We start from the raw sequence: 12,826 nt of genomic DNA on the forward strand, positions 1-12,826 counted from the left end.
CGCCGGTTGAAATCCGTGTTCGGCTGTGTCAGGCGCGCTTGGCGGTGAAGGCGCCCGTGCGGATGACCGCGTCCTGGCCGGCGCGCGCGTTGACCGCACCTTGGCCCAGGCGCTCGGCATAATCCTTGAAGTAGGTCAATGCCGACTCCTCGATGTATTCGAAGGCGAAGCGGTCCACCGGCTCGATGCCCGCGGCTTGCAGCTTCTTCGACGGGCAGCCGCCGACCTTGGCCACGAAGACCGCGGTGCAATCGTTGATGGCGGACAGAACGGTGTCGAGCGCGTCCTCGTCGCCGGAGCCGCCTTCGCAATACTGGTCGACGCGGCGGTGGCCGACGAACTTGGCGCCCTTCGGGCCGACCTCGTAGATCTGGAATTCCTTGGCGTGGCCGAAATGCTCGTTGATGCGCTCGCCGCCCTTGGTGGCGACGGCGATCAGGATGGGATCGACCGCGGTGCCGACCGTCTCCGCCACGTCCGCCTGCGCGGCGGCCTTGGAGGCGTGGCGCTCGGCGCGGTCGGCCTCGACATGCTCGCGGTAGGTGCGCGCGGCCTCGCGGTCGTAGTCGACCTCCTCCATGGCGTCGATGCGGTCGATGGTGAACTCCGACCCGCGGTCCTCGCCCAACAGGCCGACGGCGTCGGCGCGGCACTGGCGGCAGTGGCGCATCAGCTTGGCGCCGCCCTCGCACTGGTCCTGCAGGACCTTCAGCTCCTGCGCGGTGGGGCCGCGCTGGCCGGTCAGGCCGAAATGGGTGCCGTGCGCCGGGTCGGAGATCAGCGGCATGATGTTGTGCAGGAAGGCGCCGCGCGCCTTGACCGCCTTGTTCACGTCCATCAGGTGCTCGTCGTTGATCCCCGGGATCATGACGGAGTTCACCTTCACCAGGATGCCGCGCGACGTCAGCATCTCCAGCCCGAGCATCTGGCGCTCGTGCAGGATCTTGGCGGCGTCCAGCCCGGTCCAGCGCTTGTGGTCGTGGAAGATCCACGGGTAGATGTGCTGCCCGACCTCCGGGTCGACCATGTTGATGGTGATGGTGACGTGGTCGATGTTGTACTGGGCGATGGTGTCCACATGGTCGGGCAGGGCCAAGCCGTTGGTGGACAGGCACAGCTTCAGGTCCGGCGCCTTCTTCTGCAGCATCTCGAACGTCTTGAAGGTGTTCTTGCCGCCGGCGGCCAGGCTGTCGCCGGGGCCGGCGATGCCGATGACGGAGAGCTGCGGGATCTCCGCGGACACCGCCATGATCTTGCGGATCGCCTGGTCGGGCGTCAGCTTCTCCGACACCACGCCCGGACGGCTCTCGTTCGAGCAATCGTATTTGCGGTTGCAGTAGTTGCACTGGATGTTGCAGGCCGGGGCCACCGCCACATGCATGCGGGCGAAGTAGTGGTGCGCCTCTTCCGAATAGCAGGGGTGGTTCTTCACCTTTTCCCACACCGCCGGATCCATGTCGGCCGGCCCGTCCGACGAACCGCAGGACGACGACGAACAGCCGGTTGCTTCGGCAGCTGCCGGCGCATCAGCGGGGGCCTTCAGCTCACCCAGGCCCAGGATGCTGTCGAGCGAAATCACGTTGCCCATCGTTCACTCCTTCCCTGCCGCGCCGCCGGCGCCGGTGCTCGGAATGAAGACAGCAATTTCGGGGCCAGTTAGGGAAGGCGAAGAAAATCAATGGCTTGTGCCGCTTTGTCGGATCGGCGTCTTGTGTCGGCATTGCGACAATGGCGGGGTGGTGTCGGGGAATCGACAAGCCGGAGGCGAGCCTTCGCCTCGCGCAATCATACCTGCATATGTTTGTCACTCCCGCAATCGCCGGTGTGACGTTTCAGCGATTGTAAATCGAGGTGTGCTTGTCCATGGTGTGGCAACTCTGTCTTGCAGGCCGCAGGTCCCTTCATGCCCGAGGCGTTTCTCCGCTGGTTCCCGCTGCTGTGCCTCGCCGGCTTCGTCGCCACGACCCTGTGGCGGCTGCGCTGGCTGCGCCGGAACACGGGCGTGGACGCGATGGCCTTTGAGGCGGGGGACGGCGCGCACGCCTTCCTGCTGCGGATGTTCCGGGTGATGGTCGGTCTGACGGGGCTCTATGTCGTGGCGCGGGCGATCTGGTGGCGCAGCCTGGACGCGGCGGTCGGCCGGATCGACGCGGTCGCGGCGGTGACCGAGGCGGCGGGGGGAGTCCTTCAGACGGTGGCGCTGGCCATGATGGCCACCGGCGTGCTGGCGATGGTGGCCGGGCAGCGCACCATGGGCTTGTCCTGGCGCATCGGCGTGGACCGGGATCGGCCGACCGACCTTGTCACCTCCGGCCTGTTCCGCTATTCGCGCAACCCCATCTTCGCCGGAGTCGGCGCCTATTTCATCGCGCTGTTCCTGGTGTCGCCGACCGCGCCCACCCTGGCCATCATGGCCGCCGGCCTCGTCGGCATGGCGGTGCAGGTGCGGCTTGAGGAGGAGCATCTGGGCAACCTGCACGGCGCCCTTTACGAGGACTACCGCCGCCGCGTCCGCCGCTGGGTGTGATGGGCGCAGCACTGTTGGGATTCGGCTGCGCCTCCACCCAACCTACGCGCCGCAGAGACGGTTCAGGCCAGTTCCCCGCGGAAGGCGACGACGTGGTCCTCGCCGGCGTTGCGCGGTTCGGCGCCGAAGCCGATCAGGCCGCTGCCGACCAGCTTCGTCGAATCGCGGCGCAGCACCACCGGCAGCGAATCGCCGGTGCGGACGAAGGTGCCGTTGGTCGAATGGTCGGTCAGGATGAAGCTTTCGCGGCTGAAGTCGATCACCGCGTGCTGGCGCGAGGTCTGGCGCGACAGGATGCGCAGGCCGCTGGTCTCCTGCCGTCCGATGGTCACCCGCGGCAGCAGGCGGTTCATCGTCACGGTGGCGTCGCGATAGTCCATGTGCAGGCTCAGCATTCCGCGGTCGTCGGGCCGGTTCGACAGGGTCAGCCCGACCGTGGTGCTCTCGACCGTTTCCTCCGCCTCGTCCGTCAGGCGGATCTGGAACACGCGGATGGGCGTCGTCTTGCCCTTCACGGAAATGCTGTTGAGCAGCTTGGTCTTGCGGTGGAGCGGCGGAGACAGGCGCTGGACCAGGTCGTCGGTGGCCAGGACCTCTCCGGCGCGGGCGATGGCCTCAACGCGGGCCGCGACGTTGCAGGCATCCCCGTACAGGTCCTCCCGCCCCTGGATCACCGGGCCGAAATGAAGGCCGATGCGCAGGCGCAGGCCATAGTCCCCCTGCTGCTCCATCATCGCCAGGGTGGAGACGACGGCGTCGTCCGCGGTGGGGAAGGCGGCCAGCAGTCCGTCGCCCAGGCTCTTGATCACCCGGCCGGCGTTGGCCTCGATGATCAGGCGCAGGTGCGCCAGGACCCGCTGGGCCAGCGTGGCGGCCGGCACGTTGCCGATGCGCTCGTACAGCTGGGTGCTGTCGACAATGTCCACAAACTGGAGCGCGAGGGGCTTTTCCATCTCGTGCGAAGGTCCGGACCTGGATGTTGCGGAAGGGCCGGCCACACAGCGTGCAGCCGGTATTCCCCCTTCATAACACAACCAGCCATACGCGTCACAGCACCCGCGGACAAAAGGCCGCGGAGGGGAATCCGGCGGGCGGCGCATTTTAAAGCGGATTGGAATCCGCTTTGGACCGCGACCGTGGTCCCGGCCGCACGTGCGGCCGAAGCCCGGCCGGCGCATGAGGCCATGTGAATCTAAAGCGAACGAAAGTTCGCTTTAGAAGCGCTTGATCTCGATGTTGTACTTGCGGAGCGCGTAGCTGACTTGGCGGGTCGTCATGCCCAAGAGGCGCGCGGCCTTGGCCTGGACCCAGCCGGTCCGCTCCATCGCCCACAGCAGCCGGTCGCGTAGGCTTCCGGACTCCGGTTCGTCGAGCGGGACCTCCACGGCTTGGGCGTTGGCCGCGGCCGGGGCGCCGGTTGGGGCGGCGCCCGACGGTTCCGGCAGAGGCAGCGGGATCAGCGGTGCCGGGGCTCCCGAATTCACGCCGGGCTGGGCGGCGCCGCATCCCGGCGTGGGGCCGGCGGCGCAGGATGAGGCGCAGGCGGGCCAACCCGCGCTCGCGGCCACGGGCTCGGGCAGCGGCGCCGGCACGCCGGACGGCGGTGCCGCCGATCCCACACCGGGATGCGGCGGCGGGAAGGCTTTCGCGGGGGCCGGAGCGGTTGGAACGGGCGCGGCCGCAACCGGATGCGCCGGGTTCGCCGCCGCGCGCGCCATCGACGGGGCGAGCCCGCCCACCGACGCCCCCAGCGTCCGATACTGGAAGAGGATCGACGAATTGCAGAGGTTCATGCTGCAGGACAGCGCGTCCGGCCGGATCACACCGTCGCGGCACTGGGTCGCCGCGCGCTCGATGCAGTTTTCCAGCTCGCGCACGTTGCCGGGCCAGGTGCAGCGGTTCAGCACCTCCAGCGCCTGGTCGTCGATGGTCAGGTTCATGCCGTTGTCCTTGCCGAACTTCGCGACGAAGTGGCGGGCCAGCGGGCCGATGTCCTGCCGACGTTCGCGCAGGGGCGGCAGGTGGATGGTGACGACATTGATGCGGAAATAGAGGTCGGCGCGGAACTTGCCGTGGCCGACCGCCTCCTCCAGGTTCAGGTTGGTGGCGCAGATCAGGCGCACGTCGGTCTTGATGGTCTTCGACCCGCCGACGCGCTCGAACTCCTGCTCCTGCAGCACGCGCAGCAGCTTGGCCTGGAAGTTGGGGGAGATGTCGCCGATCTCGTCCAGGAACAGGGTGCCGCCCGACGCCAGTTCGAACCGGCCCTTGTGGTCCTTCTGCGCGCCGGTGAAGGCGCCCTTCTCGTGGCCGAACAGCTCCGATTCCAGCAGCGATTCCGGCAGGGCGGCACAGTTCACGCGGATGAAGGGCGCGTCCTTGCGCGGCGAGGTGTTGTGGATGGCCCGCGCGATCAGCTCCTTGCCCGTGCCGCTCTCGCCGCGGATCAGCACGGTCGACTTGAAGGGGGCGACCCGGTGCAGCTGGGCCATCACCTCCAGCATGTTGGGGCTGGTGCAGACCACGTCGTTGATCGGGGCGACGGTGGGGCGCAGCTCCTTCTGCATGCGGAAGGTTTCCCGCATCATGAAGCGGCGCTCCTCCGCCACGGTGCGGTGCAGGCGCACGGTCTGGCCGATCAGGTTGGCAACCATGGTCAGGAAGCGCACGTCGCTGCCGAAATGGCCCTGCGGCCCTTCGTCGGAGATGCGGTCGATGGTCAGCACGCCGATGACCGTTCCCGCCGCCTTGATCGGCACGCCGACCAGCGAGGCCACCTGCTCCTCCAGGTCCTCGCGCCCGCCGGTGCGGTTCAGGAACAGCGGCTCCTCCGCCAGGTTCGGCACCACGGCGGGCATGCCGGTCTTCAGGATGCGGCCGGTGATGCCCTCGCCCTCGCGGAACTCGGCGTGGGCCGCGGCCTCGTTGGACAGGCCGTTGCCGGCGACCAGCCGCAGCACGTTGTCCTCGCCCACCAGGTAGACGCGGCCCCGGTGCATCTGGAGCTGGTAGGCCAGCGCCCGCAGCACCTCGCGCAGGGTCTGTTGCAGATCAAGGGACGACCCGAGGATCTTGCTGACTTCGTAGATGGTCAGCAGTTCCAGGTTCGACGTGGACTGGCGCGTTGCACCCGGCATGTTCGACACCCCTTGCTCGACCGGGAATCCGGCTTGAAGCGCAATGGCTCGCGCCCTTCCGCAGGTCCCGGCACAGCGCCTCGAACCTTTTCCTCCCGGGTGGGATGCGCGCTCGTTCTCGCGGCGCTTTGACCACCGGTCCGCCCGCCTGATGGCTCTGTGATCGGCCCATTCGGCATGCGGATGGTCGAAAGTGTCGGGGACATTTCGCGGAAAGGCAAGCCCTTTCGCATAGATAATGCTGCGTCGCACAATGACCTTCGGGTGTGGCGAAACGCCGCGAGCGGCATAGCCCCTGGCAATTTCAACCACGCTATGTTAATAACTGACCAGTCAGTAATAAAAATCTGGACCGCCTGCCTCGGCTCCGGTGGAGCGGGGCGGCGCGTCATGGAAGGTCGCCATGACCGACGACGACTCGTCGGCGCCCCGCTGGCGCCGCCGCAAGCAGGACCGCCCACAGGAGATCGTGGACGCCGCCCTTGACGTGTTCGGGGAACGGGGGTTCGCGGCGGCGCGCCTGGACGACGTCGCCGCCCGCGCCGGGGTCAGCAAGGGCACGCTCTATCTCTACTTCCCGAACAAGGAGGAGCTGTTCAAGGCGGTGGTGCGCAGCGCCATCGTCCCGAACCTGGAAATGGCGGAGCGCCTGCTGGCCGGCGCCGAGGGGCCGAGCTTCGCCGTGCTGGAGGCTCTGCTCGGCCTGATGGCGTCGCGCATCCTGCGCACCAAGGCCGGTGCTATCCCGAAATTGATCATCGCGGAGGCCGGCAACTTCCCCGACCTCGCCCGCTTCTACTATGAAGAGGTGATCCGGCGCGCCTTCGCGCTGCTCTCCGCGGTGCTGGCGCGCGGGGTGGCACGCGGGGAGTTTCGGCCCCTGGACATCGACGCCACCGTGCGCCTGATCGTCGCGCCGATGCTGATGAGCGCGCTGTGGCGCTCCACCTTCGAGGCGCTGGAAGGCCGCCCGCTGGACGTGCCGACGCTGGTGCGCGCGCACCTCGACAACCTGCGCCGCGCGCTTGCCCCGGACGGTAAGACCGAAGGAACCGTGTCATGAGCTGGATCACCGACACGCTGGCGGCCGTGGCGGTCGCCCTGGGACTCGGCGGGGCGGACGCGGTGCCGCTCGCCCACGGATATGTGGAGGGGGAGTATCTGCGCGTCGCCGCCCCGTCGTCGGGGACGCTGGACAGCCTGTCGGTGGCGCGCGGTGGCCGGGTCGCGGCCGGCGCGCCGCTGTTCGCGTTGGACCTGACCAGCGCGCGGGCGGAATGCGCGCGCCTTACCGCCGCCCTGGCTCAGGCCCGGGCGCAACTGGCCGATCTGCGCAAGGGCAGGCGGCCGGACGAGCTGGCGGTCGTCGCCGCGCAGAAGGCGCAGGCCGAGGCGTCTCTGCGCTACTCCACCTTGGACCTGGAGCGGCAGCAGACGCTGGTGGCGCGCAGGGTCAGCTCCGACGATCGGCTGGACGCCGCCCGCGCCGCCTATGACCGCGACCGCGCGCGGCTCGCCGAACTGACCGCGCAGCTGTCCGTGTCGAACCTGCCGGCCCGTCCCGACCAGCTGCGCGCCGCGGAGGAGGCGGTGGCCCAGGCCGAGGCGGCGCTGGCCCAGGCGAACCGGCGCCTGGACGAGCTGGCGCCCCTGGCCCCGGCCGACGCGCTGGTCGAGGACACGCTGTTCAACCCCGGCGAATGGGTCCCGGCGGGCTCCCCCGTGGTGACGCTTCTGCCGCCCGGCAACCTCAAGCTGGTCGTCTTCGTGCCGGAGCCGCTGATGAACCGGGTCAAGCCGGGCTCGGCGCTGGCGGTGCGCTGCGACGGCTGCGCGCCCGGCCTGACCGCGCGCGTCGCTTACGTTTCGCCGCGCGCCGAATACACGCCGCCGGTCATCTACAGCGTCGGCAGTCGGGAAAAGCTGGTGTTCCGGGTGGAGGCAAAGCTGGAGGCCGGCGCCGCCCTCAACCCCGGCCTGCCCGTGGACGTGGAGTTGCAGCCGTGACGGCGAGCGGGAATGGTCGGGCCGTGCCCCCACCCCAGCCCTCCCCCGCTGGGCGGGGGAGGGAGTTGGAAGCGGCCATCGACGTTCACGGCTTGGTCAAGCGGTTCGGCGCCAAGACGGTGGTAGACGACTTCTCGATCCGGGTGGAAGCGGGGCAGATCTATGGCTTCCTCGGGCCGAACGGGTCGGGCAAGACGACGACCATCCGCATGCTCTGCGGCCTGCTGACGCCGGACGCGGGGGAGGGCACCTGTCTGGGGCTCGACATCCGGACCCAGAGCGCCGCGATCAAGCGGCAGGTCGGCTACATGACCCAGAAGTTCAGCTTCTGGGAGGATTTGAGCATCGCGGAGAACCTGGACTTCGTGGCCCGCATGTACGGGCTGCCGGATCGCAAGCGGCGGGTCGCTGCGGCGCTGGAGCGGCTGGGCCTCGCCAACCGGCGGACGCAGTTGGCGGGAGAGCTGTCCGGCGGCTGGAAGCAGCGTCTGGCGCTGGCCGCCTGCATCCTGCACGACCCGAAGCTGCTGCTGCTCGACGAACCCACGGCCGGCGTGGACCCAAAGGCGCGGCGCGAGTTCTGGGACGAGATCCACCGGCTGGCGCACGAAGGCCTGACCGTGCTGGTCAGCACCCATTATATGGACGAGGCGGAGCGCTGCCACGCCATCGCCTACCTCGCTTACGGGAAGCTGATGACCCAGGGCACGGTGGACGAGGTCGTCGCCCGCTCCGGCGTGCTGACCTATGAGATCTCAGGCTCTGATCCGGGCCGCATCGCGGCCGACCTGAAAGGCAAGCCGGGGGTGGAGATGGTGGCCGCCTTCGGCGCCCGGCTGCACGTCACCGGCATCGACGCCGCGGCGCTGGAGGCGGCGCTGCGCCCCTGGGCGGACCAGCCCGGCCTGCGGATCGCGCGTGCCGAGCCCACGCTGGAGGACGTGTTCATCCACCTGATGAACCGCAGCACGGACAACTTCTCATGACACGCCCGTCTTCGAAGCGTGCCGCCGATCGAAGGCCTCCGTACCGTTTCCGGGCCGGAGGCCCCGCCGCATCACTCCGTGATCGCGGTGGTCACGCCGGTGCTCTTGTTCCACTTCAGCGTCAGCTTGGCGATCTGGCAGAGGTTCAGGTTCTCCCAGACCGCCGCTTCGCCGTCGTCATACACGACCTTCATGTCCCACTTGCAGGTCTTTTCCGCCTTGGCGAAGCTCAGCTCGAAGGACTCGCCTTCGTCCAGAACGTCGCGGCCAAGCACATCCTCGTCCCAGCTGCCGCTGTGGTTTTCGCTGACGTAGATGTGCTTCAGCGAATAGCCGGTCTTGTTGACGATGGTGAAGTCCTGCTGGCCGGCCTGGGCGGCGCCATGGAGGGCGAACAGGGTAACGGCGGCCACGGCGACCTTGGTGAGGATGGCTTTCACGGAATAACTCCTTGGGGAGGGCATATGATGTGCGGATGGTTGCGACAGAGTTAAGTCTTCGTCAATTCGAATTTGCGCAAAAGTGGCGCGAAATATTTTTTGCGATGTTTCCGGTGGCAAATAATGTGTCGGGATTTAAACAATACATCCAAAGATTGGACAGGATGGCATGATTCAATTCTCCGTCGCGCGGTTCGTGGCGGTGATGGTGAAGGAGTTCATTCAGATGCGCCGCGACCGGCTGACCTTCGCCATGATGGTGGGGGTGCCGATCCTGCAGCTGATCCTGTTCGGCTTCGCCATCAACTCCGACCCCAAGCACCTGCCGACGGCGGTGCTGAGCGCCGACAACAGCCCGTTTTCCCGCACGCTGGTCGCTGCCATGGCGAATTCCGGCTACTTCGACGTGACCCGCTCCGTCGCGGGGGAGGCGGAGCTGGGCCGGCTGCTGGCGGAAGGCACGGTGCAGTTCGCCGTGACCATCCCGGCGGAGTTCTCCCGCGACCTGCAGCGCGGCGCCCGGCCGGTGCTGTTGGTGGAGGCCGACGCCACCGACCCCGCGGCGACCAGCAACGCGCTGGCGGCCTTGATGACCATCGCGCGCCAGGCGCTCGATCCGGAGCTGAAGGGGCCGCTGCTGGCCCTGCGCTCCACGCCCGACCCCGTGGATTTGCGCATCCACCGCCGCTACAACCCGGAGGGCATCACCCAGTACAACGTCGTCCCCGGCCTGATGGGCGTGGTGCTGACCATGACCATGGTGATGATGACCGCGCTGGCCGTGACCCGCGAGCGGGAGCGCGGCACGATGGAAAACCTGCTGGCCATGCCCGTGCGGCCGTTCGAGGTGATGCTGGGCAAGATCGTGCCCTTCATCCTGGTCGGCTACATCCAGGTGGTGATCATCGTCCTGGCGGCGCGGGCGCTGTTCGGCGTGCCGATCATGGGCAGCCTCCTTCTGCTGTCGGCGGTGCTGGTCCTGTTTATCGCCGCCAACCTCGCCGTTGGCTTCACCTTTTCCACCGTGGCGAAGAACCAGCTCCAGGCCATGCAGATGTCCTTCTTCTTCTTTTTGCCCTCGATGCTGCTGTCCGGCTTCATGTTCCCGTTCCGCGGCATGCCCAGCTGGGCCCAGGCGGTGGGGGAGGTGCTGCCGCTGACTCACTTCCTGCGCGTCGTCCGCGGCATCCTTCTTAAGGGAAACGGTGCGGCGGAAATCGCGTCGGAGGTGGTGCCGCTGCTGATCTTCCTGGTTGTGGTCACGGTCGTCGCGCTGAAGCGCTACCGCCAGACGTTGGATTGATCCGCCCTGGCTTGTTTTTGAGGGGCTCGTTATTGGGGGGGCTTGATTTGGGGCCGGCGTCCGCCCGACTCGCGAGTTTCGTCGAAAGAGCGTGAACTGGGCTGTAAAGTCATTTGAAGCGGTAAGTCACAGGCGGCTGTGACACCAGCGTGAGCCTCACTTTTCGTTAACGGTCATTCGATTTAATCTTTCCCCAATCACGGCCGATGGGGAAAGCGATGCGGCGCTTGGCGGTTGGTTTGCTGATGGCGGGCTTGGTCGTCACCCTGACGGCCGCCCTGGCGTCCGGTGCCGAGGCCCGGACGGCGAAGAAGAGGAAGCATGCGCCGCCGCCCCCCAACTCCATCGCCTGGAGCCAGGTGAGCGGCCCCTCCTTCGGGCCGGCGCAGTCCATCGGCGGTTACGCCGCCGGCTGCATCACCGGGGCGCAGCCGCTGGCCGGCGAGGGCACCGGCTACCAGGTGATCCGCATGTCGCGGCAGCGCTATTACGGCCATCCGGAACTGATCGACTACCTGAAGGATTTCGGGCGCAAGGTCGCCGCCGCCGGGCTGGGCAGCGCGCTGGTCGGCGACATGGGCCAGGCGCGCGGCGGGCCGATGAGCTTCGGCCACGCCAGCCACCAGATGGGGCTGGACGCCGACGTCTGGCTGCGGCTGGACCTGCCGCCCATGGGCCGCAACGCGCGGGAGGGCGTCTCCGAGGTCAAGTACGTCGACTACGACCGCGTGCGCGTCAACGCGGACTGGTCGGACCGTCAGGCCCAGCTGATCCGGATCGCCGCCGCCGACCCGCGCGTCGCGCGCATCTTCGTCAACCCGGCCATCAAGGTCGCCATGTGCCGGCACCCCTGGCCGAATCGCGACTTCCTGCACAAGCTGCGGCCCTGGTACGGCCACGACGGGCACATGCACATCCGCCTGCACTGCCCGGCCGGAAGCCCCCAGTGCGAGGACCAGAAGGACGCGCCCGACGGTGACGGCTGCGGCGGGGAGCTGACCTCCTGGCTCGGCTCCGTCTACCCGCTGGTCGAGAAGCACGAGGGCAAGCCCCAGCCGCGCTACGTCAACATGCCGGCGGCCTGCCGGGCGGTGCTGCGCGCCGGCGGCACGCGGGTGGCGGCGGTGGACGGCTTGGCCCCGGGGGACGCGTCCCCCGGGAAGACCGTGCGCTGAACCATCGCAGGCTTTTACCCTTGCATGAAATTAATGCCCGATTAACTTAGGGTGCGGAATACATTCGAACATCGGGCGAAGGCGCTGGTGCGCCGTCAACCGGCGGGTGATGGTTTCCGCAAGGATCGGGGCAGGCGCAGGGTCATGACGGACAAGGCCAACACCACCGCCCATACCACAGCCGACGACGCGGGCGCGCCCCGCCTCAACCTCAAGACCCGCCTCCACGCCTGGTGGGAGGGCTACGACCTTTCCGGGGTGAAGGGACGGAAGGGGGATGGGGCTGAGGAGCACGCCGCGTCGCCCACGGCACCGCCGCCGCCCGCCGCCCCGGCGCCCTCCTCTCCGTCCCATGGGCCCGGTGTCAACCGCTGGGGCAAGCCGCTGTGGACCGCCACGCGGATCGAGGTGGCGGAGAAGCTGTGGGGCGAGGGCTTCAACACACCGGGCGGCCACGACCACATCCCTTACCTGGTGAAGCCGCTGGGACTGAACCCGGCCATGAGCGTGCTCGACCTGTCCGCCGGTCTCGGCGGCACCAGCCGCGTGATGGCGGCCAAGTACGGCTGCTGGGTCACCGGGCTCGAAGCGTCGGAGGCGCTGGCGAAGGAGGGCATGGTCCGCTCCTTCAAGGCGGGGCTGGAGAAGAAGGCGCCGGTCGAACCCTATGATCCGGAGCGTTTCAGCTATCCCAAGCGTGTGGACGCCATCTTCTACAAGGAGGGCATGTTCTCCGTCGCCGACAAGGAGCAGATGTTCGACGGCATGGAGATGGCCCTGAAGCCGCGCGGCCACCTGCTGATGACCGACTACGTCGTCGACCCGTCGGCGGCCGGCGCCCGCGCCGTCCAGCAGTGGTGCGACAAGGAACCGATGCAGCCGAACCTCTGGTCGAAGGAGCGCATGGCCGCCGCCTTCGCGCAGCGCAATCTCGACCTGCGAATCGGGGAGGACATCACCGACACCCACCGTACCGCCATCGTGGCGGCCATCCAGGGGCTGATCGACCATCTGGAGCGTCACCACCTGGACCGCGAGACCAAGATCGCCGTGATGGACGAGGTGGAGATGTGGGTCCGCCGCGTCGCAGCGCTGGAGGCCGGCATGAAGGTGTTCCGCTTCTACGCGCTGAAACCCGCGGAATAGGCGGAAAACGGACGTTTCCCGTCGCTTTCTCTATCCGTTGACACCAGAGATGCGCCGCACTATGGTGCGCGCCTTCGATCGAGCCGCCGACCGACCAGGATGAAG

The 12,826-nt window shown here is 68.0% G+C and carries 11 protein-coding genes; 7 read left to right on the forward strand and 4 right to left on the reverse strand.

Going from position 1 to position 12,826, the window contains the following annotated elements; all coding sequences use genetic code 11:
• Positions 1 to 28: 28 nt before the first annotated feature.
• Positions 29 to 1,588 (reverse strand): nitrogenase cofactor biosynthesis protein NifB, encoded by a 1,560-nt coding sequence (gene nifB, locus M2351_RS03735; protein ID WP_264654804.1) that lies wholly within the window; start codon positions 1,586 to 1,588, stop codon positions 29 to 31.
• 315 nt (positions 1,589 to 1,903) lie between these two features.
• Between nifB and M2351_RS03740 the strand changes: the two genes are divergently transcribed.
• On the forward strand, positions 1,904 to 2,527 hold the full coding sequence (locus M2351_RS03740) for a methyltransferase family protein (RefSeq protein ID WP_264654805.1): 624 nt from the start codon (positions 1,904 to 1,906) through the stop codon (positions 2,525 to 2,527).
• 62 nt (positions 2,528 to 2,589) lie between these two features.
• Here M2351_RS03740 and M2351_RS03745 read toward each other — a convergent pair whose 3' ends face one another.
• Both M2351_RS03745 and nifA read right to left on the reverse strand, forming a co-directional pair.
• Positions 2,590 to 3,480, reverse strand: a complete 891-nt coding sequence (locus tag M2351_RS03745; RefSeq protein ID WP_264654806.1) for an adenylate/guanylate cyclase domain-containing protein — start codon at positions 3,478 to 3,480, stop codon at positions 2,590 to 2,592.
• 261 nt (positions 3,481 to 3,741) lie between these two features.
• Positions 3,742 to 5,664 carry a nif-specific transcriptional activator NifA gene (gene nifA / locus M2351_RS03750; protein ID WP_264654807.1) on the reverse strand — a complete coding sequence of 641 codons (1,923 nt, stop codon included), beginning with the start codon at positions 5,662 to 5,664 and terminating at the stop codon, positions 3,742 to 3,744.
• Positions 5,665 to 6,067: 403 nt separating this feature from the next.
• Here nifA and M2351_RS03755 point away from each other — a divergent pair, with 403 nt between their 5' ends.
• From M2351_RS03755 to M2351_RS03765, 3 genes are read left to right on the forward strand one after another with little or no spacing between them, the layout of a single operon-like run.
• Positions 6,068 to 6,727, forward strand: a complete 660-nt coding sequence (locus M2351_RS03755; protein ID WP_264654808.1) for a TetR/AcrR family transcriptional regulator — start codon at positions 6,068 to 6,070, stop codon at positions 6,725 to 6,727.
• Complete coding sequence (locus M2351_RS03760; protein WP_264654809.1) at positions 6,724 to 7,671, forward strand: HlyD family secretion protein; 948 nt, start codon at positions 6,724 to 6,726, stop codon at positions 7,669 to 7,671. Before M2351_RS03755 ends, M2351_RS03760 begins: the two co-directional genes overlap by 4 nt.
• A gap of 23 nt (positions 7,672 to 7,694) precedes the next feature.
• Positions 7,695 to 8,657: an ABC transporter ATP-binding protein gene (locus M2351_RS03765; protein ID WP_264654810.1), complete on the forward strand. Its 963-nt coding sequence runs from the start codon at positions 7,695 to 7,697 to the stop codon at positions 8,655 to 8,657.
• A gap of 71 nt (positions 8,658 to 8,728) precedes the next feature.
• Here M2351_RS03765 and M2351_RS03770 read toward each other — a convergent pair whose 3' ends face one another.
• The gene (locus M2351_RS03770; RefSeq protein ID WP_264654811.1) at positions 8,729 to 9,097 is read right to left on the reverse strand and encodes a hypothetical protein; all 369 of its coding nucleotides are present in this window, start codon (positions 9,095 to 9,097) and stop codon (positions 8,729 to 8,731) included.
• Positions 9,098 to 9,266: 169 nt separating this feature from the next.
• Here M2351_RS03770 and M2351_RS03775 point away from each other — a divergent pair, with 169 nt between their 5' ends.
• The 3 genes from M2351_RS03775 (at position 9,267) to M2351_RS03785 (ending at position 12,721) form a co-directional block, all read left to right on the forward strand.
• Positions 9,267 to 10,400 carry an ABC transporter permease gene (locus M2351_RS03775; RefSeq protein ID WP_264654812.1) on the forward strand — a complete coding sequence of 378 codons (1,134 nt, stop codon included), beginning with the start codon at positions 9,267 to 9,269 and terminating at the stop codon, positions 10,398 to 10,400.
• A 218-nt stretch (positions 10,401 to 10,618) separates the two neighbouring features.
• Positions 10,619 to 11,575 (forward strand): penicillin-insensitive murein endopeptidase, encoded by a 957-nt coding sequence (mepA, locus tag M2351_RS03780; RefSeq protein WP_264654813.1) that lies wholly within the window; start codon positions 10,619 to 10,621, stop codon positions 11,573 to 11,575.
• Between the two features lie 144 nt (positions 11,576 to 11,719).
• On the forward strand, positions 11,720 to 12,721 hold the full coding sequence (locus M2351_RS03785) for a methyltransferase domain-containing protein (RefSeq protein ID WP_264654814.1): 1,002 nt from the start codon (positions 11,720 to 11,722) through the stop codon (positions 12,719 to 12,721).
• Positions 12,722 to 12,826 lie beyond the last annotated feature (105 nt).

This window comes from Azospirillum canadense, assembly GCF_025961225.1.
GTDB classification, from domain to species: domain Bacteria; phylum Pseudomonadota; class Alphaproteobacteria; order Azospirillales; family Azospirillaceae; genus Azospirillum; species Azospirillum canadense.

Coding starts and splice junctions, on each gene's coding strand:
- nifB (WP_264654804.1), bottom strand. CDS start 1,588: ATGGGCAACGTGATTTCGCTCGACAGCATCCTGGGCCTGGGTGAGCTG.
- M2351_RS03760 (WP_264654809.1), top strand. CDS start 6,724: ATGAGCTGGATCACCGACACGCTGGCGGCCGTGGCGGTCGCCCTGGGA.
- M2351_RS03775 (WP_264654812.1), top strand. CDS start 9,267: ATGATTCAATTCTCCGTCGCGCGGTTCGTGGCGGTGATGGTGAAGGAG.
- M2351_RS03740 (WP_264654805.1), top strand. CDS start 1,904: ATGCCCGAGGCGTTTCTCCGCTGGTTCCCGCTGCTGTGCCTCGCCGGC.
- M2351_RS03755 (WP_264654808.1), top strand. CDS start 6,068: ATGACCGACGACGACTCGTCGGCGCCCCGCTGGCGCCGCCGCAAGCAG.
- M2351_RS03745 (WP_264654806.1), bottom strand. CDS start 3,480: ATGGAAAAGCCCCTCGCGCTCCAGTTTGTGGACATTGTCGACAGCACC.
- nifA (WP_264654807.1), bottom strand. CDS start 5,664: ATGCCGGGTGCAACGCGCCAGTCCACGTCGAACCTGGAACTGCTGACC.
- mepA (WP_264654813.1), top strand. CDS start 10,619: ATGCGGCGCTTGGCGGTTGGTTTGCTGATGGCGGGCTTGGTCGTCACC.
- M2351_RS03785 (WP_264654814.1), top strand. CDS start 11,720: ATGACGGACAAGGCCAACACCACCGCCCATACCACAGCCGACGACGCG.